Source organism: Arthrobacter senegalensis (assembly GCF_059091765.1).
On record NZ_JBNHGZ010000006.1, the window covers coordinates 127182 to 152440 of the forward strand.

25 protein-coding genes and 3 riboswitches are annotated in these 25259 nt (G+C 68.6%); of the genes, 12 read left to right on the forward strand and 13 right to left on the reverse strand.

What is annotated here, in order from left to right; translation table 11 throughout:
• Window positions 1-279 precede the first annotated feature (279 nt).
• The 4 genes from AC5RVG_RS16320 to AC5RVG_RS16335 all read right to left on the reverse strand — a co-directional run bounded on the left by AC5RVG_RS16320 (window position 280) and on the right by AC5RVG_RS16335 (window position 4489).
• Window positions 280-1074, reverse strand: a complete 795-nt coding sequence (locus tag AC5RVG_RS16320; RefSeq protein WP_494014677.1) for an NlpC/P60 family protein — start codon at window positions 1072-1074, stop codon at window positions 280-282.
• Between the two features lie 4 nt (window positions 1075-1078).
• Window positions 1079-1247: riboswitch (cyclic di-AMP (ydaO/yuaA leader) on the reverse strand.
• Window positions 1248-1689: 442 nt separating this feature from the next.
• Entirely contained in the window at window positions 1690-2313 is a 624-nt protein-coding gene (locus AC5RVG_RS16325) for an NlpC/P60 family protein (RefSeq protein ID WP_494014678.1), read from the reverse strand.
• Between the two features lie 103 nt (window positions 2314-2416).
• Window positions 2417-2589: riboswitch (cyclic di-AMP (ydaO/yuaA leader) on the reverse strand.
• Between the two features lie 117 nt (window positions 2590-2706).
• Window positions 2707-3303, reverse strand: coding sequence for a M23 family metallopeptidase (locus tag AC5RVG_RS16330; RefSeq protein ID WP_494014679.1), 597 nt, complete (start codon window positions 3301-3303; stop codon window positions 2707-2709).
• Window positions 3304-3480: 177 nt separating this feature from the next.
• A riboswitch (cyclic di-AMP (ydaO/yuaA leader) is annotated at window positions 3481-3694 on the reverse strand.
• Window positions 3695-3793: 99 nt separating this feature from the next.
• Window positions 3794-4489 (reverse strand): iron-dependent transcriptional repressor DtxR, encoded by a 696-nt coding sequence (locus AC5RVG_RS16335; RefSeq protein WP_494001767.1) that lies wholly within the window; start codon window positions 4487-4489, stop codon window positions 3794-3796.
• 248 nt (window positions 4490-4737) lie between these two features.
• Here AC5RVG_RS16335 and serC point away from each other — a divergent pair, with 248 nt between their 5' ends.
• From serC to AC5RVG_RS16355, 4 genes are all read left to right on the forward strand, one after another.
• The gene (gene serC, locus AC5RVG_RS16340) at window positions 4738-5871 is read left to right on the forward strand and encodes a phosphoserine transaminase (protein ID WP_494014680.1); all 1134 of its coding nucleotides are present in this window, start codon (window positions 4738-4740) and stop codon (window positions 5869-5871) included.
• 367 nt (window positions 5872-6238) lie between these two features.
• Entirely contained in the window at window positions 6239-7045 is an 807-nt protein-coding gene (locus tag AC5RVG_RS16345) for a hypothetical protein (protein ID WP_494014681.1), read from the forward strand.
• Window positions 7046-7109: 64 nt separating this feature from the next.
• Window positions 7110-7850, forward strand: coding sequence for a hypothetical protein (locus AC5RVG_RS16350; RefSeq protein ID WP_494014682.1), 741 nt, complete (start codon window positions 7110-7112; stop codon window positions 7848-7850).
• Complete coding sequence (locus AC5RVG_RS16355) at window positions 7850-8320, forward strand: HNH endonuclease signature motif containing protein (RefSeq protein ID WP_494014721.1); 471 nt, start codon at window positions 7850-7852, stop codon at window positions 8318-8320. Before AC5RVG_RS16350 ends, AC5RVG_RS16355 begins: the two co-directional genes overlap by 1 nt.
• 104 nt (window positions 8321-8424) lie before the next feature.
• Here the strand turns inward: AC5RVG_RS16355 and AC5RVG_RS16360 are convergent, their stop codons facing one another.
• The 3 genes from AC5RVG_RS16360 to AC5RVG_RS16370 are packed head-to-tail and all read right to left on the reverse strand — an operon-like array spanning window position 8425 to window position 10839.
• The gene (locus AC5RVG_RS16360) at window positions 8425-9690 is read right to left on the reverse strand and encodes an MFS transporter (RefSeq protein ID WP_494014683.1); all 1266 of its coding nucleotides are present in this window, start codon (window positions 9688-9690) and stop codon (window positions 8425-8427) included.
• A 47-nt stretch (window positions 9691-9737) separates the two neighbouring features.
• Window positions 9738-10445 (reverse strand): DUF3027 domain-containing protein, encoded by a 708-nt coding sequence (locus AC5RVG_RS16365; RefSeq protein ID WP_494014684.1) that lies wholly within the window; start codon window positions 10443-10445, stop codon window positions 9738-9740.
• Window positions 10446-10455: 10 nt separating this feature from the next.
• Window positions 10456-10839 carry a cold-shock protein gene (locus tag AC5RVG_RS16370; RefSeq protein ID WP_494014722.1) on the reverse strand — a complete coding sequence of 128 codons (384 nt, stop codon included), beginning with the start codon at window positions 10837-10839 and terminating at the stop codon, window positions 10456-10458.
• A gap of 230 nt (window positions 10840-11069) precedes the next feature.
• Between AC5RVG_RS16370 and AC5RVG_RS16375 the strand changes: the two genes are divergently transcribed.
• The 3 genes from AC5RVG_RS16375 (at window position 11070) to AC5RVG_RS16385 (ending at window position 15688) form a co-directional block, all read left to right on the forward strand.
• Window positions 11070-11324: a hypothetical protein gene (locus AC5RVG_RS16375; protein WP_494014685.1), complete on the forward strand. Its 255-nt coding sequence runs from the start codon at window positions 11070-11072 to the stop codon at window positions 11322-11324.
• A gap of 86 nt (window positions 11325-11410) precedes the next feature.
• Window positions 11411-14032, forward strand: a complete 2622-nt coding sequence (locus AC5RVG_RS16380) for a helicase-associated domain-containing protein (protein ID WP_494014686.1) — start codon at window positions 11411-11413, stop codon at window positions 14030-14032.
• Window positions 14033-15688 carry a DNA repair helicase XPB gene (locus AC5RVG_RS16385; protein ID WP_494014687.1) on the forward strand — a complete coding sequence of 552 codons (1656 nt, stop codon included), beginning with the start codon at window positions 14033-14035 and terminating at the stop codon, window positions 15686-15688. It begins immediately after the preceding gene.
• Window positions 15689-15718: 30 nt separating this feature from the next.
• Here AC5RVG_RS16385 and AC5RVG_RS16390 read toward each other — a convergent pair whose 3' ends face one another.
• A complete protein-coding gene (locus AC5RVG_RS16390) occupies window positions 15719-15982 on the reverse strand; it encodes a hypothetical protein (protein WP_494001775.1) in 264 nt (87 codons plus the stop codon).
• 178 nt (window positions 15983-16160) lie between these two features.
• On the opposite strand from AC5RVG_RS16390, the gene AC5RVG_RS16395 reads away from it, so the two are divergent.
• The 3 genes from AC5RVG_RS16395 to AC5RVG_RS16405 all read left to right on the forward strand — a co-directional run bounded on the left by AC5RVG_RS16395 (window position 16161) and on the right by AC5RVG_RS16405 (window position 18742).
• Complete coding sequence (locus AC5RVG_RS16395; protein ID WP_494001776.1) at window positions 16161-16871, forward strand: response regulator transcription factor; 711 nt, start codon at window positions 16161-16163, stop codon at window positions 16869-16871.
• A 3-nt stretch (window positions 16872-16874) separates the two neighbouring features.
• Window positions 16875-18332 (forward strand): sensor histidine kinase, encoded by a 1458-nt coding sequence (locus AC5RVG_RS16400; RefSeq protein WP_494014688.1) that lies wholly within the window; start codon window positions 16875-16877, stop codon window positions 18330-18332.
• A 119-nt stretch (window positions 18333-18451) separates the two neighbouring features.
• On the forward strand, window positions 18452-18742 hold the full coding sequence (locus tag AC5RVG_RS16405; RefSeq protein ID WP_494001778.1) for a WXG100 family type VII secretion target: 291 nt from the start codon (window positions 18452-18454) through the stop codon (window positions 18740-18742).
• A gap of 73 nt (window positions 18743-18815) precedes the next feature.
• Here the strand turns inward: AC5RVG_RS16405 and AC5RVG_RS16410 are convergent, their stop codons facing one another.
• Complete coding sequence (locus tag AC5RVG_RS16410) at window positions 18816-19811, reverse strand: RNase H family protein (protein WP_494014689.1); 996 nt, start codon at window positions 19809-19811, stop codon at window positions 18816-18818.
• Between the two features lie 83 nt (window positions 19812-19894).
• On the opposite strand from AC5RVG_RS16410, the gene AC5RVG_RS16415 reads away from it, so the two are divergent.
• Window positions 19895-20815 carry a DUF4031 domain-containing protein gene (locus AC5RVG_RS16415; protein WP_494014690.1) on the forward strand — a complete coding sequence of 307 codons (921 nt, stop codon included), beginning with the start codon at window positions 19895-19897 and terminating at the stop codon, window positions 20813-20815.
• A gap of 85 nt (window positions 20816-20900) precedes the next feature.
• Here AC5RVG_RS16415 and groL read toward each other — a convergent pair whose 3' ends face one another.
• Window positions 20901-22529, reverse strand: a complete 1629-nt coding sequence (gene groL, locus AC5RVG_RS16420; protein WP_494014691.1) for a chaperonin GroEL — start codon at window positions 22527-22529, stop codon at window positions 20901-20903.
• 394 nt (window positions 22530-22923) lie between these two features.
• On the opposite strand from groL, the gene AC5RVG_RS16425 reads away from it, so the two are divergent.
• Window positions 22924-23454 carry a TM2 domain-containing protein gene (locus tag AC5RVG_RS16425; protein ID WP_494014692.1) on the forward strand — a complete coding sequence of 177 codons (531 nt, stop codon included), beginning with the start codon at window positions 22924-22926 and terminating at the stop codon, window positions 23452-23454.
• Window positions 23455-23536: 82 nt separating this feature from the next.
• Here the strand turns inward: AC5RVG_RS16425 and AC5RVG_RS16430 are convergent, their stop codons facing one another.
• The 3 genes from AC5RVG_RS16430 to AC5RVG_RS16440 all read right to left on the reverse strand — a co-directional run bounded on the left by AC5RVG_RS16430 (window position 23537) and on the right by AC5RVG_RS16440 (window position 25171).
• Window positions 23537-23743, reverse strand: coding sequence for a cold-shock protein (locus AC5RVG_RS16430; RefSeq protein WP_127515201.1), 207 nt, complete (start codon window positions 23741-23743; stop codon window positions 23537-23539).
• Window positions 23744-24142: 399 nt separating this feature from the next.
• The gene (locus AC5RVG_RS16435) at window positions 24143-24802 is read right to left on the reverse strand and encodes a LytR C-terminal domain-containing protein (RefSeq protein ID WP_494014693.1); all 660 of its coding nucleotides are present in this window, start codon (window positions 24800-24802) and stop codon (window positions 24143-24145) included.
• A gap of 60 nt (window positions 24803-24862) precedes the next feature.
• Window positions 24863-25171 carry a DUF3263 domain-containing protein gene (locus AC5RVG_RS16440; protein ID WP_127515197.1) on the reverse strand — a complete coding sequence of 103 codons (309 nt, stop codon included), beginning with the start codon at window positions 25169-25171 and terminating at the stop codon, window positions 24863-24865.
• Between the last annotated feature and the right edge of the window lie 88 nt (window positions 25172-25259).

The window sequence follows — 25259 nt, forward strand, 5'->3', positions numbered from 1 at the left end:
AGTATGACGGCGAGTGCGTTCCGCGCTAACTTTTTCGCCGCCCGTGGGCCGTCGGAATGACGCCGCGGGCGGTCCGGCGGCGTCGGGCGAGCGGTCCGGCGGCGCGGCGGCGGGCGGTCCGGTGGCGCGGCGGCGACACCCGCGGGGCCCACCTTGGGCCCTGACGAGCCCGGACCGCGCAGGCGTCTGGCCTCCCGACAACGCCGCCGGCCCCGGTGCGCGCGCTGGGCGTGCACCGGGGCCGGCGGGACGGTCGCTGTGGACCGGGAAGGCTGTTGCCTAGTTGACGCGGATGGCTACGTAGCCGGATCCGACGTCCGCGCTGGCCAGTGCCGTGGTGTAACCGGTCCAGCCGCCGTGGATGGCCTGGCCGTTGCCCACGTAGATGGCGATGTGCGCAACACCTGCTCCGCCGTCGGAGTAGTAGAGCAGATCGCCCGGCTGCGGGGTGGAAACCTGGGTGCCGTAGCTGAAGAACTGTGCGGGTGCGAGGTCGCCCACCGAGAAGCCGGCGGCGCGCAGGGCCTTCTCCACCATGGCGGTGCAGTCCTGCGAGATGCCGATCTGGCCGTACGCGGAGGACACCAGCGTGGAGGCCACGCCGCTGGCGGAAGCTTCGGCCTTCGCCGGCGCTGCCTTGGCTGCGGGAGCCGCGGCGGCTGCCTTGACCTCGACCGCGGGAGCGGCGGCCTGGACGGCGCCCTGTGCGGTGTCTGCGGCCTCCTCGACGACCGGGGCCACTTCCTCGGCCACGGCTTCAACGACAGGCTCGGGCTCCGGGGCCGGAGTGGACTTGATGGCGGGACGCGAGAAGGTCAGCTCGACGGCACTCGAAGCCTGGACGGTGTCCACCTGCACGCGGCTGGGTACGGACACGGTGGACGCGGTGCGTTCGATGGAGGTTGACTGCGCGGGGACCGCGGCGGTCAGGGCCAGTCCGGACGCGGCAGCGATTACGGCTGCCGAGCGACCCATGGATCCGGCATTGGACGAGACGGCTTTGGAAATCGTCTCCAGCGGGTTGGTGCGGACGGAAACGGCGCGGTGGCGCCCCGTAGCGGTGTCATTGAACACGTTAAAGGCCTCTCCCAATGCCTGCGAGGTGAGCTGTCGGATTCGGATGGGAGTGCATCCGGCCGCAGCCCTCCCCGGCAATGCCTGAGAGTGCTGGCGACTTAACCCCAAGGGTTCCTGTACGGAACCCGAAATTGGTTCCCCCGCCTCTGCCCGCGAAGTTTTTTGCGAACGGACTCCGGACGGTGGCAGAGCTCGGCAATCCACCCGGAGGTCCCAGCCGTTTGGCAACTGGCACGCGTTAGAGCGTATACGATCAATCACGCATTGTCACATTCTGATCACGGCGCGGTGATGTTTTGATTACGACAGCCCTCGGAGCCCTGCTTCCGGAGGGTTCCGGGACGGGGCTGGTACGAAGGGTGCACCGTGCGTTTCGGGGCTGCGCACACGCTCCAGGCGCCGTTCCCGCAGTCTTCCGCGCGCGGCTCCGGACCCGACTTCGCGCACGGGTCTTCCGCGCGCCGACCGGACCCCTTCTTCGCGCCACTCCTGGGCAGGTCTGCCGCGCGCTGTTTCCGCGCACCGATTCCACCCAGGTCCTCCGCGCGCCGTTTTTAACGCGCGCAGCGCGCCCCGAAGGACGCGCCGCGAGAAAGCCGTGACAGGAAGGGCTTAGCCTGCCGGACGGATGAAGACCGGGCCGGAGCCGATGTAGGCGCTGCCCAGCACAGTGCTGTAGCCCGCCCATCCGCCGTGGACCGCCTGGCCGTTGCCGACGTAGATGGCCACGTGGGCCACGCCGGCACCGCCGTTGGCGTAGTAGATGATGTCGCCGGGCTGCGGGGTGGCCACCTGCGTGCCGTAGGCAAAGAACTGCGCCGGGGCCAGGTCGCCCACCGCGAAGCCTGCCGCACGCAGGGCGTTCTCGACCAGGGCCGTGCAGTCCTGGGCGACACCGATCTGTCCATAGGCGGCCGCGACGATGGCGCCGGCGACTCCGCTGGCGGCAGCCTCGCCGGCCTTCTTGACAGTCTTGGTTTCGTTCGACCCGGCATCATTGCCGGTCGTGGGGGTGATTTCGTTGGAGGCGGCCTGGACAACCGGCTCCGGTGCGGGGGTGGAGGTGATCCCCGCGCGTTCGAAGGTCAGCTTCACGGCTGCGGAGGCCTGCACGGCTTCCACCTGCACGCGGGCCGGGGCCTCGACCCCTCGGTCAGCGCTGACAGCCTGGGCCGGGATGGTACCGGTCAGAACCAAGCCGGTAGCGGCGGCGATCACGGCACCCTGACGTCCCATGGTTCCCGCATTCGCGGACACAGCCTTGGAAATCGTCTCAAGCGGGCTCGTGCGGACGGGGGTCGCACGATGGCGGCCCGCAGTAATGCTCTTGGACACGGTCTGTACCTCTCCCAAATGCCTGCGAAGTGAGCTGTCGGGTTCGGATGGGAGTTCATCCGGCCGGTCGGCTGCGGGCTGGTGGCCCGGGCCTGATCGGCTTTACCCCAAGGACACCGTGCGATGTCCGGGAAGTGGTTCCCCCGCCTCTGCCATGCGATTCGGTGCGAACGAACTTCGGGCGACGGCAGAGTTCGGCATTCCGCCCGAAGGTGCCAGCCTGTTGACGACTGGCACGGGTGAAACCTTATAACAGTTTGCGGGATGTGTCACGTTCCGATTACGGCGTGTTCATCACAGCCAGCCGGTGGGGTCCACCAGCTTGTCGTTGACCATCACTTCGAAGTGGAGGTGGCAGCCGGTTGAGGCGCCGGTGGTGCCGCTTTGGCCCACCATCTCCCCGCGCTGCACGGTGGCACCGACGGACGTGTCAATGGTGCTCAGGTGGTTGTAGGTGGTCTTCAGGCCGTTGCCGTGGTCCACCACGATCCGGTTGCCGCCGCCGCCGACCTGGAAGCCCGCCTCGATGACGGTTCCGCCGGCCGCTGCGTGCACGGGGGTGCCGCAGGCTGCTCCGTAGTCCTGGCCGGTGTGCAGCTCCCCGGCGTAGCCGGTGATGGGGCTGACGCGGTAGCCGAACGGCGACGTCATGGTCAGCTCGTCCATCGGCTGCGAGAGGGAGCCTTCGCTGCTGACGACCTTGGCATTGCTGCCCGAGGCGACCATGACCTGCTTCAGCTTCGTGTCCGGGTCGAATTTGCTGGTCAGGCCGGCACGCTCGAACGTCAGCCGGGCCTCGGTGGCGGCGGAGATGCTGCTGGCGGCCGGGGCATCCTGCGGGGCGTCGGCGGTGGCGCCGGCCGTCGTCGGCAGCATCACAGTCAGGGCCATCCCGGAGGCGGCTGCAACGATCGCTGTCTTATGCCCGACGTCGCGCGCGGCTGCTGCTACCGGCGACGGCGCCGGCTGGGCGCGGCGTCGGCCGGGCGTTGCGGCACGAGGGCGTGAGTGTTCGGCCGGGGCGGTTGAACGGCGCCGTCCCGAGGCTTTGTGTCCTGCCAAAATTCTGTTACCTCTCCCAAAGCGCCTGCGAAGTTAGCTGTCGGATTCGAGTCAAGAGAAAACTCGGCCACACCGCACAGAGCGCCGGTGGAACGATTCACCGAGGCTTTGCCCGCTGCGGCTTCACCCCAAGGCAGCGAACAAACTGCCGCTTGGTGGGTCCTCCGCCCCTGTCTCACGGATACACGCCTCCGCCGACAGGGCTCGGCTTGCGGAGGGTGTGGGAATCGATGTCTCGACGCCCGGGTCAACTATACGTAAAACTCCCCGAAAGTAATAAATCCGTTATCCGGGGTGCGTGTTTTCAAGGGTCAACGTTTCATCGCATTGATACAAAGATGTGCGCGGCGACTTCCGGAGGCAGTTCCAGGGCCCCTTCGATCCCCGGCACGCGCACGGAGATGTACTCGCCGGCGGTCTCCAACTGAAGGCTGGCGCCGGGCTTCAGCCCGCCCTCTTCCAGCTGGAGCAACAGTTCCGGTTCCACCTGGATGGGCTCCGCCAGCCTGACGATGCTCACCTCTTTGTCGGACGTGTAGCTGCCCATGGCCTGCGCCAGATTGAGCACGCCGGTGGTGAACTCTTCGGCTGGCTGGCCCCCGAGCGCTTCCAGGCCGGGAATGGGGTTGCCGTACGGCGAAACCGTCGGCCTGCCCAACAGTTCGTAGAGCCGCTGCTCCACCCGCTCGCTCATCACGTGCTCCCAGCGGCAGGCCTCGTCATGCACGTAGGCCCAGTCCAGTCCGATGACGTCGGAGAGCAGCCGCTCGGCAAGTCGGTGCTTGCGCATCACTTCGGTGGCTTTTCGCCGGCCCAGCTCGGTCAGTTCCAGATGCCTGTCGCCGGTGACGACCACGAGTCCGTCCCGCTCCATCCGCCCGATCGTCTGCGACACGGTCGGGCCCGAGTGGCGCAGCCGCTCGGCGATCCGGGCGCGCAGCGCGACGATGTTCTCTTCTTCGAGCTCGAGGATAGTGCGCAGGTACATCTCGGTAGTGTCGATGAGATCAGTCAATGGCTTCTTGCTCCTCGGCGCGGTGAAAAGGCTGCTCCAGCAGCATGCATGAGGGTGTTTTCCCCTCCCCAGCCTAGCCTGTTTTCCTTGCCGGACCGGCAGCTTCGCCGCGGGCTGACGCGCCGAGCGCCCAACGCAACAATGCCCACTGCGACTAACGGCGGCCCTCGGCGTTGAGGCAGAATGAAACGGGCGTTCAACGGCGAACCGCCATCGAGATCATTGCCACCACGCCAGGAAAGGTATTCATGAGCGATACCCAGTCCATCAGCATTCCCGCCGACCTGCTGCCGAAAGACGGGCGCTTTGGCGCCGGGCCGTCCAAGGTGCGCCCGGAACAGGTCGACGCCCTGGTCGCCGCCGGCAAGAACCTCCTGGGCACGTCGCACCGCCAGGCACCGGTGAAGAATCTGGTGGGCAGCGTCCGCGAAGGGCTCAAGGAGTTCTTCAAGGCGCCGGAGGGTTACGAGGTCATCCTGGGCGTTGGCGGCTCGACGGCGTTTTGGGACGTTGCAACCTTCGGACTGGTAGAGCAGAAGGCCCAGCACCTGTCCTTCGGGGAGTTCAGCTCCAAGTTCGCCGCGGCCACCAACAAAGCTCCGTTCCTGGCCGAGTCCAGCATCATCACCTCGGAACCCGGCTCCCGGCCGGAGCCGCGGGCTGAGGCCGGCGTGGATGTCTATGCATGGGCGCAGAACGAAACCTCCACCGGCGTGGCGGCTCCGGTGCAGCGTGTGGAGGGTGCCGACGACGGCGCCCTAGTCCTCATCGACGCCACCTCCGCCGCGGGCGGGCTCGACGTCGACGTCGCCCAGAGCGACGTCTACTACTTCGCGCCCCAGAAAAACTTCGCGTCCGACGGCGGCCTGTGGCTGGGCGTCTTCTCCCCCGCAGCGCTGGAACGGGCCGCCCGGATCGGTGCCACCGATCGCTGGATTCCGGACTTCCTCAATCTTGAAACGGCCATCGACAATTCGCTGAAGAACCAGACCTACAACACGCCCGCGCTGGCAACCTTGGTCACGCTCAACGCCCAGATCGAGTGGCTGAACGGCAACGGCGGCCTAGACTTTGCGTCCGGCCGGACCGCCGATTCGGCAGGACGGGTGTACCAGTGGGCGGAGGCCTCCGCCGTGGCGACCCCGTACGTGGCGAACCCGGAGCACCGCTCGAACGTTATCGCGACGGTGGACTTCGACGAGTCGGTTGACGCCTCAGCGGTCGCCAAGGTGCTGCGCGCCAACGGAGTGGTGGACGTGGAGCCGTACCGCAAGCTCGGCCGCAACCAGCTGCGCATCGCCACCTTCGTCGCCGTAGAGCCGGAGGACGTCAGCGCGCTGCTGGCCTGCATCGACTACGTGGTGGACCGGTTCCAGGGCTGACTCCCCCGACCTCGCGTCGTTTCGCAAGGGTCCGGCTTCCGTTCGCGGCGGCCGGACCTTTTGCATTGGCAGCAGTTGCGTGGGAGCTGCGCCAGCGGTGAGCGACGGCGACTGCGTCGGCAGTGTGCGTTAGCAGTGTGCCTCATTGGCGCGCATCAACGGCGTGCCTCAGCGGCGTGCGTCAGCAGTGTGTGTGAGCGGCGCGCGTCAGCGGCGCGCGTCAGCGGCGCGCCTCAGCGGCGCGTGTCAGCAGCTCGCCTGTGCACGACGGCGCCGGCAGCGTTGCGTCCCACCAGCGTCGTCCCGCCGTCCAGCGAGCCTGAATGCTCGCCCCTAAACTGTCCGATGCGGCCGATAGCGTGTGGCTATGGAGGGCGAGGGCGAAGAGCTTCGGTTCCCGGTTCCGGGACAGGGACTGGTGATGGACCTTGGCGTGCCCTCGCGTCCGGACAGTTCCCTGCTGGAAGCGCTGCTGCAGCACGTGGTGGCAGAAGCGTTGCTCCGGCGGTATGGCATCGGGCCTGACCGCGCCGGTTTCTTTCCCGCGGCTGCTGACCTTGGTGCGTCTGCCGCCGCCGCGGCGGCCGACACTGCAGAGATTCCCTCGCCGACCAAAGCCGACGGCGGCGGGCAGCCAGCCATGCCCGAGGATCCCGGAGCATCCCAGGAATCTGGCACCGGACAACCGACGGCCGGGACCACCGAGGAAGGGGTAGGCCTGCCCGTGGTGCCGGAGGACGCCGATGGTAAGCCTGTCATGCCCGAGGACGGGGTGGGGGTGCCTGCCGTGCTGGCCGGTTTGTTGGCGGTGGTGGAGCCGGCGGAACTGGATGACGTGCAGACCATGGATTATCTTTTGGCTGCCGCGCGGGTGGAGGCGTGGGTGCAGTCGTGCCGGGTGAAGGCGTTGGACCGCTTCGCCCGGCTGCGTCCCGGTGTTGGCGGGGACCGGGACCCGGAAGGCTTTTCCCGCTTCGCGCACCACGAGATCTCGGCGCACCTGTGCACCGGTGACGCGGCGGCGCGGGCCATGCTGGCCGATGCCCGGCAGATCTGCACACACCTGCCGGGCACTCTCGAGGCGATGGGCCGCGGGGACCTGGACTTGCCGCGGGGCGAAGGCGCTGGCCCGCGGCTGCGCGGACCTGCCGGCCGAATGCCTGCAGGATTTTGAGGCCGCGGTGCTGCCCGGCGCCGGGGACGTCACACTGGATACCGTGCGGTCCCGGGCCCGGCGCATGAGGAACCGGCTGCACCCGGATTCCCTGGCCCAGCGGCACCGGCGGGCGAACGAGTCCCGAGACGTGCAGCTGACCGACCAGGACGACGGGATGGCCGAACTGTGGATCCGCACCAGCGCGGACAAGGCGCATCTGGTCTTCGACCGGATCCAGGCCACGGCCCGCTCCCTCCAAGGCCCCGGCGAGGCCAGGACCCTGCCCCAGCTGCGCGCCGACGTGTTCTGTGACCTCATGCTGGCCGACCGCATCTGCCCCTCCTCCACCCCGAACACGGATGCAGCGGAAGACATGGGACCGGCAGCCCCGGCCGCAGCCCCGGCCGCGGCACCGCCAACCGCCGGCAGCGGCGGCAATTGCGGCGGCAATTGCGGCGGCTTGGCTGAAGAGTCCGCGGGGACCGGCACTGTTGCGGCCCCTCCGCCGGCACCGGCCGGCGGAGGTACCCGGGCCGCACCCGGCCGCGGGGCCCTCCGCCGAGATCCTGACCCAGGGCCCGGCTGCGGCGGTAACTGCGGCGGTGCGGGGCCGGGGATGCTGGTCACCATGCCCCTGGCCACGCTGCTCGGCCTGGGCGAGGAGCCCGGGGACCTGGCCGGGCACGGGCCGATCCCGGCAGACATGGGACGGGAGCTGGCGCAGCTGGCCAGGTCCTGGTTGCCGGTGCTCACCGACGACCACGGCCAGGCGATCGCGGCCGCCCGGAAACTGCGGACTCCGCCCGATGGCTCAAACGCCTGATCCGTGTCCGGGACCGGCACTGCCGCTTCCCAGGCTGCCGCCGCGCGGCCAGATACTGCGAGATCGACCATGTCCGCGGCTGGGACGACGGCGGGCCAACTGTGCCGGAAAACTTGCAGTGCCTGTGCGGCGCCCACCACGCGGCGAAGACCGGCGGGCACGTCCAGGCCCAGGCCGGGCCACACGGTCAGATCACATGGACCACGCGCACCGGCCACCGCAAGACCACTTACCCGGACGAGGGCTGGGACACCCTCCTGCCCCGCACAAAGGACACGGAAACGGCAGCCAACGGCGAAAACGAAGACAACACCGACGGCGCCCCAGATGCAGCCGGCGCCGCTGCCGCCACTGGAGACGGCACCGCCCGCGACACCATCGACCGCGGTGACCAACCACCAAAACGCACGCTCGGCGGCATCGAACTGCCCGAGGACAACACCGACCCCAACGCACCACCCCCATTCTGAGCTTCCCGCGGCACGAGCAGAAAATGTCGGCGGCGCCTGCGGAGAATGCTGTAACGCCAGCAGAAAATGCCGGGTGCGTGGGGCGCCTGCGGTCTCGGAATCTCTTAGCCGCGACGGTCCGGCACACCGTAGGTAATGGTGAGTTTCCGGGCCGCAGAGCGGTCGAAGCGCAGACGCATGTGGTGGGCACGCCAGGCCCATACGATCCCGACCGCGGCTGCGGCCACGCCGGACAGCGCGGCCACCCCCAGCCCCCAGCGCGGGCCGAAGCTGTTGGCCACCAAACCGACCAGAGGCGCACCGATCGGGGTCCCGCCCATCAGGATGGCCATGTACAAAGACATGACGCGCCCGCGCATCATGGGAGCAGTCGTGGTCTGCACATACGCATTGGCGCTGGTCATGATCGTGATGGCGGCAGCGCCGACCGGCACGAGCGCCAGCCCGAACAGCCAAACCGTGGGGGCCAACCCTGCCGCAGTACAGGCGATGCCGAAAGCCACCGAGGCGCCAAAGATATAGCGCAGCCGCGGCCGGTCACGCCGTGCGCTAAGCAGCGAACCGGTGACCGAACCCGCCGCCATGACCGAGGAGAGCAAGCCGAAATCACCGGCGTGTCCGCCGAATTCAGTCCGCGCCATGGAGGCGACAAAGACGGAAAAGTTCAGGCCGAAGGTGCCGATGATAAAGATGGCGGCGAGCACGACCACCAGGTCGGGCCGCTGCTTCACATACCGGAAGCCTTCGAGGATCTGCCCGCGTCCCTTGGCCGCCTTCTCCCGCAGGTGAAGCTCCTGCCGTCGGATGGCGAGCAGCGCCGCGATCATCGCCGCGAAGGTGGCGGTGTTGATCAGGAACACCGGCCCGGGACCGATGGCGACGGTGAGCACGCCGGCAATGGCCGGCCCGACCATCCTCGCCAGGTTGAAGGACGTGCTGTTCAGCGCCACCGCGTTGGGCAGGTAATCGTCGCGCACTACGTCCGAGACGAACGTCTGCCGCGCCGGCGCATCCACCGCCGTCACCATGCCGAGCGCCAGGGCAAAGGCGTAGACGTGCCACAACTGGGCGACGTCGGCGATCACCATCAATCCCAACGCCAGGCCCAGCAGGGCCATCGAAATCTGGGTGGCCATCAGCAGCTTTTGCCGGTCAAAGCGGTCTGCAACCAGCCCGGCCCAGGGAGCCATGACCAGTTGTGGTCCCATCTGCAGAGCCATGACGATGCCCATGGCAGCGGCGTCCTGCTCGGTCAAAATGTCGTAGACCAGCCAGTCCTGCGCCGTGCGCTGCATCCACGTGCCGATATTGGAGACCAAAGCTCCAATGAACCAGATCCGGTAGTTGAACAACCTCAGTGAACGAAACACGCTTTACCGCCTCTCCGGCTGCATACCTGCCTCGTCGATGGGTCGCGTCAGGACGTAGTTTCGGCGCCGTCCTCGGTCGCGGTGATGTCGGATGCCTCGGCCGCGGTGATGTCGGAGGCCTCGGTGCCGTTCCCGTCGGCTGAGTCCTCAGTGGCCGGGCGCACGTCCTCGGCTGCAGTCACGCCGTCCGCGGCAGCCACGCCATCCGCGGCTTCCTCGGTCTGAGCCGTCGCTGCCGCATCATCGGCGGCAGCTGCCTCGGTAACGTCCGCCGTGTCTGCCCCATCGTTTGCAGCAGCAGCCTCCGAGCGTTCCGCCGCCTCTGCTTCCGCCGCAGCCGCGGCTTCTTCGGGCCGAACCCGGTCGGCCCACGGCACCCACTCGGGCGCCAGCAGCGACTTCTCGGAGGGAAGCAGGCCCACTTCGCAAACAGTTGCTTCCTTGCCCCGCGGCACCCGGGCCAGCGTGGCGAACCACTGCCAGCCCGCGTAGCCCGCCAGTTGGGCCTCGAACCGGTGGGTGACCAGGCGGTCGCCGTCGGCAAACGTGCCGACGTGTGCACCGATCTGCTCCGACGGGGCGATCTCCAGCACACCGTCGCGCGCACGGTCCACCGCGGCGGCCAACACGGGGTCCAATTTCGGAGCGCGCCTGGCGGGACGACGCCGGGGCGCCGCCTCGGCCTGCGGCTCGTCGGCGACGGCCTGCCCCTCGTCAACCGTCTCAGCGCCGGCGTCGGTCATATTTTCAGTCATCGAGGCCGCTCTACGCGTCCAGGTCGTCGGCCACGCGGCGGAGCACCGCTGCAACCTTCGACGCGTGGGAGCGCTCCGGGTAACGGCCCCTGCGCAGGCCGTTGGAGACCTCGTCCAGCAGCTTAATCAGGTCTTCGGTGATCACGGCCATGTCCTCGGCCGGCTTGCGCGTCGCCCGGACCACCGAGGGAGCGGCGTCGAGGATGCGCGCCGAGAGCGCGGAGGGGCCACGCCGGCCATCCGCTATGCCGAATTCCATCCGGGTGCCTGGCTTGACGTCTTTGACGCCGGCCGGCAGCGCCGAGGCGTGCAGGAACACTTCCTGTCCGTCCTCGCTGGCCAGGAATCCAAACCCTTTATCCGTGTCAAACCACTTGACTTTGCCGATGGGCACTTTGCTTACCTCGTTCTGCTTCATGATGCAGCGGTACCGCACGCTGCTGCGTTCTTACCATGGGCCCCGCCGGTAGCACAGCGGTCGCACATGCGACCGCGCCGAATCGGGGAAAGTCTGTCTCTAGGTTATCGCGTTCCGCTGACTGCCGAGCCCGTTGCCCACCGCTTTCCGCTCGTGGCGTGAGCGCCCGGAATTAGCCCCCGGAATGGCGGCTGTAATCTGGTGTTATGCCCGCAACCGTCCCCGCCCACAATGCGTCCCGCCCCGCCGAGTCCGGTGCTTTGCACCGAGTGCTGGTCCTTGCCGCCGTCGTCGCGCTGTTGACCGGTTTGGGCAGCCTGGGCGTGATTTTGGCCGGTGCCATGGCCGGAACCGAGGTGTGGGCCGGCTTTCTGGGACTGGTCTGGTTCTGCTTTCCCATCGCCTTCGTGCTGATGGTGCTGCTGGTGGCCGGCGGCGTCCGCCGCCGCCGCCGCAGCTAGCGGGCAGCCAGCGCGCAGCAGCCGCTCCCGAGACAGTCCCGCCTCGGCACCGTCGCGCCGCAGAGGCCCGGGGTAACGTTAATCCGGTGTCCTCCATCCGCGCCCTGGCTGGTCAACTGGCCGCCCGCAGCGACACCGAGCTGCGGCAACTGTTTGGCGCCCGTCCGGATCTCTGCCTGCCGGCCGTGCCGGACTTTTCCGCGCTGGCTGCGCGCGCGTGCACGCGGATCAGCCTGCAGCGGGTGCTGGAGCAGCTGTCCCGGCCCGAGCTGGAGGTGCTCGAAGCGGTAGTGCTCAGCACGGATGTGGATGCCGGACGCGCCGCCGACGCCCGTTCCCTGCGGCCGTTGCTTGTGCCGCCGGACGGCACCGCGGGGCTTCACGAACTGGACTCGTGCCTGGCGCGGCTGCACGGGCTCGCCCTGCTGCTGCTCGCCGAACCGCCCTCCCACGACGACGACGGTGCCGCCCCTCCTTCCCCGGCCTACCTGCCGGTGGCGACCCTGGCCGAAGCACTGGGACCGTACCCGTCCGGCCTCGGCCGCAGCTACGCAGCCCTGGCCGCCGCCAGCCCCGCGGCCGCCGACCATTTGGTCCGTACGGCGCGGCTGCTGCGGGAGGCCGGTCATGCCCTCCCCGCCGACGTTGCCGAGCCGGACCCGGACGAAGGCTCCGGCGCCCCGTCCCCCGGTGTCCGGGCAGCCGCCGCCCTCGAGAGCTGGCTCGCCGACCCGCGGACCTGGCCGGTGCTGATGGCCCAGGCGCCGGAGCATACGGAGGAGCTGCTCGGGAAGTTCCGCCGCTCCCCGCTCGGGGCGCTGCCGCACGAGCTGGCGGATACAGGCCCGCGAGACGCCGCCTCGCCCATCGACTGGCTGGCCGCCCATGCGCTGCTGGTGCCCATCGACGCATCGCATGTGGAGCTCCCCCGGCCGGTGGGCCTGGCGGTGCGCGGCGGGGCCGTGGCTGACCCCTGGCACACGCGGCCGCCGGAGGTTGCAGCCCGGCAGGTCCGGAATTCGCTGCGCGACAACGCCGCTTTCTCCGCCGCGGCCGAGACGCTTCGGCTGGTCGCCGAACTGTTGGAACAGATACGCCGCAGCCCGGTGGCCACGCTGCGCGCCGGCGGCGTGGGGGTGCGGGAAGTCCGGCGGCTGGCCGAGGCGTTGCGGATCGAGCCGGGCATGACCGGCTGGCTGCTGGAGCTGTCCGCCGCCGCCGGCCTGGTCGTCCTGGACGTAGACACCTCCCGCTGGGTGGTCCCTGCGGGCGCCACGTTCGGCTCCCTGGAGCGCCGGGACCAATGGCAGCTGCTGGTCGCGTCCTGGCTCCAGCTCGACCGGGCGCCGTCATTGGTGGGCGGGCGGACGACGTCGGACACCGCCATTAATGCGCTGGCAGCCGAAGCGTCGCGCCCCGATGCACCGGCAGTCCGGCGCCACGTGCTCGAGGCACTGGACGAACTCTGCGGTGCGGCCGATTCCGCCACAGGTCCGGTGGGACAGGGCGCGCCGGAAGAGGCTGGAGCGACCAGCGGCAGCACGCCGGCGCCCTCGCCGGAAGCGGTTACCGACCACCTGGTCTGGCGGCGGCCCCGGCAGCAGCGCCGGTACAAGCGGCTGGTCCCGGGCATCCTGATCGAGGCAGCGCGGCTGGGTCTCACAGGCTCCGGCGCCCTGACCGATCTGGGTCGGGCCACGGCGCAGGACCGGCTGACCGAGGCCGCCGCGCTGCTGGCGGAGCAGCTGCCGGAACCGCTGGACCAATTCATGCTGCAGGCGGACCTGACGGCCGTTGCTCCCGGGTATCTGGCCCCGAAGATCGCCGCCGAACTGTCCCTGCTGTCCGATGCCGAAGGCCAGGGCCCGGCGGCCATCTACCGGTTCTCGGCCAACAGCATCCGGCGCGCCCTGGACACCGGCCGGGATGCGGCCGGAATTCTCGGCTTCCTGACCCGGCATTCGGCAACCGGCGTGCCGCAGCCGTTGGGGTACCTGGTGGAGGACACCGCTTCCCGGCACGGTTCGCTGCGGGTGGGATCGGCCGCGAGTTTCCTCCGCAGCGACGACGAAGATGCCCTGACCGACCTGCTCGCCGACCCGCGCACCGCCCGCCTGGGCCTGCGCCGGCTGGCCCCTACGGTGCTGGTGTCGCGGGCCGGTTCCCGCGACCTGCTCGCCTCCCTGCGCCAGCTCGGTTATGCGCCGGCTCCGGAGGCCGACGACGGCGTGACCCTGGGCGCCGGGGCAGGCACCGGCGGCGGGGCGGGCGCCGTCGCCGGGGTCGGCACCGGCGGCAGGACGGGCACCGGCGGTAGCACTTCCGCTGACAGCACCCCGGCCGATGGTTCCGGCGCGGGGCAGGCCGGCCGGGCGCCGTCGTCGTTCCCGGTGAGGACGAACCCCTGGGAACTCAGCGCTGAAGACACCGCTGCGCAGTTGGCGATGCTGCGGAGCAGCGGCGTTCCCGCCCGCCCGGCCGCCGAGGCCGGGCCGCTGCTGGCACTGGAAACGCTGCGCACCGCGGTCCGGTTGAAACAGAAGGTGCGGATCGGGATCGTGGACCCGGACGGCAACCACCGGCGCCAGGTGATGCTCCCGCTGTCCGTCAGCGGCGGACGGGTGCGGGTCTTCGACCCCGACCGTGACAGCGAGCGCACCGTCTCCATCCACCGCGTCATGGACATCGAACTAGTGGAGGGCAGCTGAATGGCCAACGGACCCCTGATCGTCCAAAGCGACAAGACCATCCTCCTGGAAGTGGACCACATACAGGCCACCGAGGCCCGGCACGCCATCGCCGCGTTCGCCGAACTGGAGCGCGCACCGGAGCACATGCATTCCTACCGGATCACTCCGCTGGGGCTGTGGAACGCGCGCGCCGCCGGGCTGGACGCCGAACAGGTGCTGGACACGCTGCTGAATTACTCCCGCTTCCCGGTGCCGCACGCGTTGCTCGTGGACATCGAGGACACCATGTCCCGCTACGGGCGGCTACGGCTGGAGAAGGACCCGCAGCATGGCCTCGTGCTGCGCACCACCGACTACCCCGTGCTCGAAGAGGTCATGCACGCCAAGAAGATCCAGCCGCTGCTGGGTCCGCAGATCGATGGCGAGACCACCGTGGTGCACTCCTCCCAGCGCGGCCAGCTCAAGCAACTGCTGCTCAAGCTGGGCTGGCCCGCGGAGGACCTGGCCGGCTACGTCGACGGCACGCCGCACCCGATCGCGCTTGCCGAATCCGCGGAACCCGGAGGCTGGCAGCTGCGGCCCTACCAGCGCCTGGCCGTGGAGAATTTCTGGGCCGGAGGCTCCGGCGTCGTCGTCCTGCCGTGCGGGGCCGGCAAGACGCTGGTCGGCGCGGCCGCGATGGCCACCAGCTCCACCACCACCCTGGTGCTGGTGACCAACACCGTCTCCGCGCGGCAGTGGAAGGACGAACTGGTCCGCCGGACCTCCCTGACCGCGGAGGAGGTGGGCGAATACTCCGGTTCGGTCAAGGAGGTCCGGCCGGTCACCATCGCCACCTACCAGGTGCTGACCATGCGCCGCGGCGGGCTGCACCCGCACCTGGAGCTCCTGGATGCCAACGACTGGGGTCTGATCATCTACGACGAGGTGCACCTGCTGCCGGCCCCGATGTTCCGGATGACCGCTGACCTGCAGGCGCGGCGGCGGCTGGGGCTGACCGCGACGCTGGTGCGCGAGGACGGCCGCGAGGGCGAGGTGTTCTCGCTGATCGGCCCGAAGCGCTACGACGCGCCGTGGAAGGACATCGAGGCACAGGGCTACATCGCCCCCGCCGACTGCGTCGAAGTCCGGGTGGACCTGCCGCGGGACGAGCGGGTGGCCTACGCCATGGCCGACGACGGCGACAAGTACCGGCTGTGCGCAACGTCGCCGACCAAGACCCCGGTGGTCGATGCCCTGGTGCGGGCTCACCGGGGCGAGCAGCTGCTGGTGATCGGGCAGTACATCGACCAACTGGATGAGATTGCCGCGCACCTGGATGCGCCGGTGATCAAGGGCGAGACGTCGGTGAAGGAACGGCAGCGGCTGTTCGACGCGTTCCGCCGCGGCGAACTGCAGACGCTGGTCGTCTCCAAGGTCGCCAACTTCTCCATCGACCTGCCCGAAGCCACCGTGGCCATCCAGGTGTCCGGTTCGTTCGGCTCGCGTCAGGAAGAAGCCCAGCGCCTGGGCCGGCTCCTGCGCCCGAAGTCGGACGGCCGGGCCGCCCGGTTCTACACGGTGGTGGCGCGGGACACGCTGGACCAGGACTTCGCGGCCAAACGCCAGCGCTTCCTGGCCGAGCAGGGCTACGCCTACACCATCAAGGACGCCAACGACGTGCTGCAGCCGTAGGCCGGTCCGACGCGCGCGCTGCCGCCGGCCTCAGCGCAGGCCGCCGTTTCGGTACAACTGGAGGAAGGCCTCTTCGCGGACTTCCTCCAGCCGCTGGTAATCAACCGCCCAGCGGCGCCGGTCCATGCGGCGACGGGCAAGGCTTCGGCGTGCGGTGCCCGCCGCCGCGCTCAGCGCCCTCGCCGTGTCGCGGAGCAACTGCCGGAGTTTCAAGGTTTGGGAACCGTCGAACTCCTCAACCGCCTCATAAAGATCCGTTGCTTCAGATTCGCGGGCCAATACTGCTGACTGCATGATTTCCCTTTCGGCTTGTGCCGGACTTTCGCCGACGAATCAAGAATCCGCCGCCGACAGGTGTGGCAGCATCGGGCAAACGACCCATTTGCCCCGGCCGGGCATGGGGCATCCGGGCCGCCCTACACGCGCAGCATTCACTCAGCAAACTCCCAGAAACCGGGAGCACACTGAAAGGGTGAAAAAGCCTGAGCCCGAAGCCAAACTGCTGGTCGTCGACGACGAGCCGAACATCCGGGAACTGCTGTCCACCTCGCTGCGGTTCGCAGGATTCGAGGTAGTGGCTGCGGCCAACGGCCGCGAGGCCCTGGACGCCGCCGAAGAGCATTTACCGGATCTGGCCGTGCTGGACGTAATGCTGCCGGACATGGACGGGTTCACCGTCACCCGCAAACTGCGGGCCTCCGGCAGGCATTTCCCGGTGGTCTTCCTCACCGCCCGCGACGAAACCGAAGACAAGGTCACCGGCCTGACGGTCGGCGGCGACGACTACGTGACCAAGCCGTTCAGCCTGGACGAAGTGGTGGCCCGGATCCGCGCCGTGCTCCGTCGCACCCGGCCGCTGCTGGAAGACGACGCGATCATCCAGGTGGATGACCTGGAGCTCGACGACGACGCGCACGAGGTCCGTCGGGGCGGCGACGTCATCGACCTCTCCCCCACCGAGTTCAAGCTACTCCGCTACCTGATGCTGAACCCCAACCGGGTGCTCTCCAAGGCGCAGATCCTGGACCACGTCTGGGAGTACGACTTTAACGGCGACGCCTCGATCGTCGAGTCCTACATCTCCTACCTGCGCCGGAAGATCGACACGAATCCTGACACTCCGCCGCTGATCCAGACCAAGCGCGGCGTGGGGTACCTGCTGCGCACGGCCGACCGCCGCTGATCCATGCTGGATCGATGGAAGTCAGCATCCCTGCGGTCGCAGCTGGTGCTGATCATGGGCGTGCTCATGGTCGCCACCCTGTCCCTGACCTCGGCGCTGATCCTGACCCAGCTGCACGACACGCTGGTGAGGCAGCTCGACGAGGACCTGCTCAAGAACCGCCAGTCCATCTCGTCGTTCCTGGTCCGTGAGGCGACCGCCCCCACCGGGATGTCCTACTCGTCGAGGTATTACGGCGCCTTGTTCACCCGCGGCGGCGAGCTCACGCTTGACACCAACCCCACGGGTGACCGCCCGGACCTGCGGGACATCACCCCCGAGCGGGCCCAGGCACTCGAGGGCCGGGGTTTCCACGTTGCCGGCACCGAACGGGACAGCCAGGGCTGGCGGGTGTGGGTCACGCCCCTCCAGAACGATTCCGGTTCCGTCGCGGTGGCGGTGAGCTACAGCGAGGTGAACAGCACCTTCGATAAGGTCGCGGCCAGCACGCTTCTGATCGCTGTCTCGGCCACGGTGGCCGCCATCGGCATCGTGTGGCTGGCCGTCACCCGTTCCTTCCGGCCCTTGGCGCGGGTGGAGAAAACGGCAGCGGCCATTGCCGCCGGGGACCTCTCGCGCCGCGTCGACGTGGTGAACCCGGCGACCGAAGTGGGCCGGCTGTCCAGTTCGCTGAACGCCATGCTCGCGCACATCGAAACCGCCTTTGCGTCCCGGACCGCGTCCGAACAGCGAATGCGGCGTTTCGTCCAGGATGCCTCGCACGAGCTGCGCACCCCGCTGGTCACCATCCGCGGCTTCTCCGAGCTGTACCGGCACGGCGCGCTGCAGACGCCCGACGACGTCGGTGCCGCCATGGGCCGGATCGAGAGCGAAGCCAAGCGCATGGGCCAGCTCGTGGAAGACCTGCTGACCCTGGCACGGGTGGACGAACAGCGTCCGCTCGAAACCAAGCCGCTGGATCTCCTCATGCTCGGCAACGATGCGGCGTTGGATGCGCGGGCCAGTGCCCCCAGCCGCGCCATTACGGTCGTGGGGCTCGACGGCGGGGCGCCGCGGCCCGCCCCGATCGTGGGCGACGAGGCCCGGCTGCGCCAGGTGGTCGCCAACCTGGTCACGAACGCCCTGCGCTACACACCCGACGGCTCACCGCTGGAGATCGCCGTCGGCGTCCAGCCGGGAAGCGACGACCGCCTGGATTCCGTCCTGGAGATCCGCGACCACGGACCGGGCATCTCCGAAGACGAGGCCGCGCGGGTGTTCGAACGTTTCTACCGGGCGGACACCTCCCGCGATCGCGAAACCGGAGGCACCGGGCTCGGCCTGGCCATCGTCGCGGCCCTGGTGGCCCAGCACGACGGAAGCGTCAGGCTGGCTGAAACCCCGGGCGGCGGGGCAACCATGTCCATCCGGATCCCGTATCACCCGCCGGCGGACGAGGACGGCGCCTTCGACCTCGGGTGACCGCGGGCCCGTCCCGCGCTTGGGGGTTTTCCACATCCGTCGATTCGGGTCTCGCGGCATCTTCCGCCGCTGCTTAGCCTGAACGTGTCGGACAGATTCATCCACGAGCGGAGGACACCATGGCCGTATTCCAGGTAGACAGCGAGGCTCTGGCCGCCAAGAGCCTCGCTGTCCAGGGCACCATCGGACGGCTGCAGGCGGAGGTGAACACCATGCAGTCCGGGCTGCGCGAGTTGGAGTCGCTGTGGACCGGTTCGGCGGCGACGAACTTCCAGCAGCTGATCACGGACTGGCGGGCCACCCAGCTGAAGGTGGAGGAATCCTTGGCCAGCATCAACGCGGCGTTGTCCCACGCCTCCCAGCAGTACTCGCAGGCCGAGGAGGCCAACGCCCGGATGTTCCTGGCCTGACCTTCGTCCGGGCGGGTGCCGGTGCGAGGCCGCAGGGTTTGGCCGCGGCGCCGCCGGGTGTGCGGCCGGGCGTTCAGTCCTGCTCGGGTGTGCCCTGGTGGAACCGCAGGCGCCACCGCCCGCCTTCGCGCAGCCAGAGCGAACTGCGCAGGGCCGAACCGTCGCGGCGGACGCTCCGGTAGGTCAGCAGGATGCTGTCTTCTCCCAGCCGTTCGATGGCGAAGACCTCCATGGACGCGTCGAGCTCCGGGCTTTCCTGAAGTTCGCTGATCATCGCGTCCCGCGTCCACATCCGGCCTGCTTCGCCAATCTCGGCGAAGTCGGGGTGCAGCAGCACGGCCAAGCGCCCGTAGTCTGCCCGGACGACGGGGTTGAGCAGCTCCTTCTCGAGCCGCACCACCAGCTCTTCCGCGGCGTCCCCGACAGCGGCCGGGTCGGCGAAGTCTTCCAACTCGGAAAAAAGATCGGGTTCCGGCACGACTGCGGCCGCCGGCCGGGCAGCCGGGGTGTTAGCCGGACGGGCGGCGGCAGCCGGGGTGGTTCCCGGGCGGGCGGCGGCAGCCCGCGCAGATCCGATGACGGCACTGCCGGAGGTTCCCGGTCCACCGGGAAAGCCCGGGCCGGCCGGTGCGCCGGTGCCGTTCTGGAAGGCGAGGGCCACCGCTCGGGCGCGTTCGTCGGCGGCTTCGTTCAGCCTGTGTCCGGCGTGGCCCTTCACCCACTCGAACTCGTAGCTGCGTCCCTTGATCGCGGCGTCGATGTCTTTGAGCAGGTCGATGTTCAGCACCGGCTTGCCGTCGGCCTTCTTCCAGCCCCGCCGCTTCCAGCCCGGCATCCATTTGGTCACACAGTTGATCACGTACTGGCTGTCGCACAACACGCGCAGGTGTTCCTGCGGCAGGTGCGCCGTGGCCCGGAACAGGTCCAGCACGGCCATCAGCTCGCCCTGGTTGTTGGTGCCGTGCGGCCAGCCCCCGGCAGCCCACGCGGTGTCGTCGATGTACCAGGCCCAGCCAGCGGGTCCCGGGTTGCCGAGCGCGGAGCCATCGGCGGCAGCAGTGATAGTCATGATCTCCATCTTTTCAGATCCGGCTACCGTTCCTGTCCGTGCGCGGGGCACGTGGCCTACATTCCTGGCCCTAGGCTGGGAAAGTGGCAATACTCATCGATCCTCCGCTCTGGCCCGCGCATGGCACCCACTTTTCCCACCTGGTCTCCGACACGTCGCTGGCCGAGCTGCACCGCTTCGCCGCGGCAGCCGGGATCCGCGAGCGGGCCTTCGACCGGGACCATTACGATGTGCCGGCCAGCCGCTACGCCGAGCTGGTCAGGCTGGGTGCCGTCGAAGTCAGCGCCGGTGACCTGACCCGCCGGCTGCAGGCGAGCGGGTTGCGGGTACCGGCCCGCCAGCGCCCGGAGAGGCTACGCAGGGTGCTGCTCCGCCGCTGGAACGAACTGCTGCCCGGACACGAGGACCTGGGCCGAGACCTGCTGGACCGTTGGGGAGAACCGCACCGCCACTACCACGGCCCCGGCCACCTGCTGGCTGTCCTGGAGGCGCTGGAACAGCTCACTGCCCCGGCCGGGTCCGTTCCCCGGCCGCGGGCAGTATGGTTGGCGGCCTGGTTCCACGACGCCGTCTACAACGGCCGGCCCGGCGTCGACGAACAGGAATCGGCTGATCTCGCGGCTGCCTGGCTGCCGGCCGCGGGCTGCAGCGGCGAGGAGACGGCCGAAGTGGTTCGGCTGGTCCTGCTCACGGCCACCCATTCGCCCGGCCCGCAGGATCTAACCGGTGCCCTGCTGTGCGACGCCGACCTGTCCGTCCTCGGCGGATCGCCGGCGGAGTACCGCAGCTATGTCCGGGACGTCCGCAAAGACTATGCGCACGTGCCCGACGCCGACTTCGCCGCCGGGCGCACCGCCGTCGTCCGTGGTCTGTTGGCGCTGGATCCGCTCTACCGGACCCCGTCCGCCCGGGAGAAGTGGCTGGAGCGTGCCCGGCACAACCTCGCCGCCGAGCTGGAAGCCTGGCACGAGAGGCCCGACTGGCTCGCTCCGGAAAGGGATTAAAGGCCGCGAGGCGCGGCTCCCATGACGGGAACCGCGCCTCGCTGAACCGTGGCCTGCTGTCAGGCCGAGGTGGTGGCGGGGAAGCTTAGAAGCCGCCCATGCCGCCCATCTCGTCGCCGCCCGGCATGGCCGGAGCGGCCTTCTCCGGCTTGTCGGCGACCACGGCTTCGGTGGTCAGGAACAGGCCGGCGATGGAGGCCGCGTTCTGCAGGGCAGAGCGGGTCACCTTGACCGGATCGTTCACGCCCGCAGCCAGCAGGTCCTCGTAGACGCCGGTGGCGGCGTTCAGGCCGTGGCCGTCGGCCAGGCCGCGGACCTTGTCGGCCACGACGCCCGGCTCCAGGCCGGCGTTGAGGGCGATCTGCTTCAGCGGAGCGTCGATGGCAACCTTGACGATGTTGGCGCCGGTTGCTTCGTCGCCTTCGAGGTTGAGGTTGGCGAACGCCTTGGCGCCGGCCTGGATCAGGGCCACGCCGCCACCGGCGACGATGCCTTCCTCAACGGCAGCCTTCGCGTTGCGGACAGCGTCCTCGATGCGGTGCTTGCGCTCCTTGAGCTCGACCTCGGTTGCGGCACCGGCCTTGATGACTGCCACGCCGCCGGCCAGCTTGGCCAGGCGCTCCTGCAGCTTCTCGCGGTCGTAGTCGGAATCGGAGTTCTCGATCTCGGCACGGATCTGGTTGACGCGCCCGGCGATGGCGTCGGCTTCGCCGGCACCTTCGACGATGGTGGTCTCGTCCTTGGTGACAACCACCTTGCGGGCCTGGCCCAGCAGGTCCAGGGTGGCGTTCTCCAGCTTGAGGCCGACCTCTTCGGCGATGACCTGACCGCCGGTCAGGATGGCGATGTCGGCCAGCATGGCCTTGCGGCGGTCACCGAAGCCCGGAGCCTTGACGGCCACGGACTTGAAGGTGCCGCGCATCTTGTTCACGATCAGGGTGGCCAGGGCCTCGGCCTCGACGTCCTCGGCGATGATCAGCAGCGGCTTGCCCGACTGCATGACCTTCTCCAGGATGCCAACCAGGTCCTTCACGTTGGAGATCTTGGAGTTGACGATCAGGATGTACGGATCCTCAAGGACCGTCTCCTGGCGCTCTGCGTCGGTGACGAAGTAGGCGGACAGGTAGCCCTTGTCGAAGCGCATGCCTTCGGTGAGCTCAAGCTCCAGGCCGAAGGTGTTGGACTCCTCGACCGTGACGACGCCTTCCTTGCCCACCTTGTCCAGGGCCTCGGCGATCAGTTCGCCGATCTGCGGATCTCCGGCGGAGATCGACGCGGTGGCGGCGATCTGTTCCTTGGTCTCGATTTCCTTGGCGGAAGCGATGAGCTCGGCGGTGACGGCGTCAACAGCCTTCTCGATGCCGCGCTTCAGGCTCAGCGGGTCGGCGCCGGCAGCAACGTTGCGCAGGCCTTCCTTGACCAGGGCCTGGGCCAGGACGGTGGCGGTGGTGGTGCCGTCACCGGCGACGTCGTCGGTCTTCTTGGCGACTTCCTTGACCAGCTCGGCGCCGATCTTCTCGTACGGGTCGTCCAGCTCGATCTCCTTGGCGATGGAAACACCATCGTTGGTGATCGTGGGGGCGCCCCACTTCTTCTCGAGCACGACGTTGCGGCCACGCGGGCCGAGGGTTACTTTAACGGCGTCAGCGAGGGTGTTGAGTCCGCGCTCGAGGCCGCGGCGGGCCTCTTCGTCAAATGCAATGATCTTTGCCATAGCGGCTTACGTCCCTTCTGGACAATAGACACTGGACGCAGCTTTTGACGGCTGCTGGCCACCTGCGGTGCCCGCGACGGACGGCTCACGACGACGGCGAATTCGGTACGCCGCGCCGCTCACCTCACCGAGGTGGCGGGTTTCACTCCCTACGGGCTTTCTTAGCAGTCAGCCCGCGAGAGTGCTAACTCAATAATTAGCACTCGCAGGTGTCGAGTGCAAGCTGTTGGGCCTGCCAGATGACGCGCTTCTCCGGCCGAGATCCCCCTGAGCACCCCCGGGCCAACAATCAGGGTGGACCCCCATGGAAACGGCAGGCCCGCCGCGCGTAGATTGGCAGGCAAGACAGCACACGCGAACAAACGGCCCGGCAGCGGGCACAGGTCGGAGAACCATGTCTGAATCACCGGACGAGAAGAACATTAGCAACCCCACCGAGCCGCTGGCGCCGGGCACCAACCCGACGAGGCCGCTCGGCGGACAGTCGCCGTACGGCGCAGCGGGACAGCAATATCCGCAGCCCGGCCAGCCGGGTTACGGGGCTCCGGGGCAACAGCAGCCGGCCCCGGGCCAGCAGCCCTTCGGCCAGCAACCGTACGGCGCCCCGGGACAGCCATACGCGCAGCCCGGCCAGCCGGGCCAGGGCCAGCCCTACGGGCAGCAGCAGTACTACGGGGCTCCCCCGGGCTACTACTATCCGGAACAGAAGTCCCGGCTGATCGGCGGGCTGCTCGGCATCCTGCTGGGCGGCCTGGGCGTCCACCGGTTCTATCTGGGCCACGTCGCCATCGGCGTGGTGCAGATTGTCGTCACGTTCCTGACGTTTGGTTTCGGCGCCGTCTGGGGGTTCGTCGAGGGCATCATGATCCTGGTCGGGGCAGAGCCGTTCAAGCGCGACGCCCGCGGGATCCCGCTCAAGGAGTAGCCTTACCGGCGCGACGAACCGGCGCGACGAAACCAGCGGCGGAGGCACCCCAGCCTCCGCCGCCGTCGTCATTGCGGGTCTGCTACGGGGCGACCCGGACCTCTTCTGCCTGCGGACCCTTCTGGCCCTGGCCGATCTGGAACTCTACGCGCTGCCCCTCATCAAGGGAACGGTAACCATCCATTTGAATAGCGGACCAGTGGACAAAAACATCGGAATTTTCTTCGTCCACGGTGATGAAGCCGTAGCCCTTTTCCGCGTTGAACCATTTGACGGTTCCCAGCGCCATAGCGTTCTCCATACTCAGTAGTTCCAGCCTGCCGTGTACGGTTCAGCGGCAGGATGGTTTCACCTTAACCGCGCAGCGGGGTGAAGTGAGCTACCGCACACTTAAATGTTATTGAGGCGTAACCGAAATTCCGCTTTGAGGCCGCTCCGCATGGGTAATAGGGCTACGGCGCCGCGGGCAGGCGGCCCGGCCGGCGCGCAATCCAGGCGCACGGCCTATTGGGGGCCCGGCCTGGCGAATGCCTTACTGGCAGCCGGGCCCAGCGCCACCGTGGCGGCCCGGCGAGGAGAATGCCTTACTGGCAGCCGGGCCCAGCGCCACCGTGGCGGCCCGGCGAGGAGAATGCCTTACTGGCAGCCGGGCCCAGCGCCACCTTGGCGGCGCGGCGAGGAGAATGCCTTACTGGTAGCCGGGTCCCAGCGCCACGGTGACGTACTGCGAGACGTTGCCGTTTTCCTGCATCGCACTGATGCCCAGCAATTGTCCAAGGGCCCGCGCGTTGGCTTCCTGGCCCGGGTTGTAGAAGATCACTGAGCCGGCGAGCGGGGCGCCGCCCCAGTTGTCCACGACCGCGATCGACCAGCCGTCCGCCTGCACCCGCTGCGACACGGTTCCGGCCAGCCCGGTCACGCCGGTGCCGTTGAGGATCATCACCGGGTCCTGCTTGTTGACCGCCGCGGCCTCTTCCGTGGGTTCCTCGGTCGGCTCCTCGGTCGGCTCCTCGGTCGGCTCCTCGGTGGGCTCTTCCGTTGCCTCCTCGGTCGGCTTCGCGGTGGCGGTCGCTTCCGGCTCGGCGGTTTCGGTTTCCTGCGCTGTTGGCGTGGGCGAAACGCTGGCCGCGGGGGCGGCCTGGCCGGCGGCCGGGGTCGAAGATCCCCCGCCTCCCAGCAGCGGAAGCACGAAGAACGACAGGGCGCCAACCGCCAGCGCCAGTACCGCGGCAAGGACGATCAGGCCCAGGCCGTTGGACTTCGGCGTCGCCATCCGTGCGCGGTGCACACCGTGGCGGTCTGAAGTTTCGGGGACCTGGTCGAACTCATCCCGGGGGTACTTGCTCATCGCTTTCAGTGCATCCTTGTGGTGGCGAAACGGAAACCGGCCTACCAGGCCGTCCCGGTTCTAGGCGTCGGTTCCCAGCCGGCGAGCAGTGCGCGCGCGCTGGCGGGACGTACGTAGTCTACGCAATCTCTTCACCAGCATCGGATCGTGCGCCAACGCATCCTCGGTGTCGATCAACGCATTCAGGATCTGGTAGTAGTGCGTGGCGGACATGTCGAACAGTTCGCGGATGGCCTGTTCCTTGGCTCCGGCGTACTTCCACCACTGCCGCTCCAGGGCCAGCATGCGCTGGTCGCGTTCGCTCAGCGGGCTGGCGTCGTCAACCTCGGCCTCGAGTGAAAAGGCACTGGCCTCGGCCGAACCCGCCACAACACACCTGCGCTTCCTAGTACTTGCTGACAGCAATCAATACCTCCCCCATGATAAAGGCGAATCACAGGCATGTCATTCACCGCCC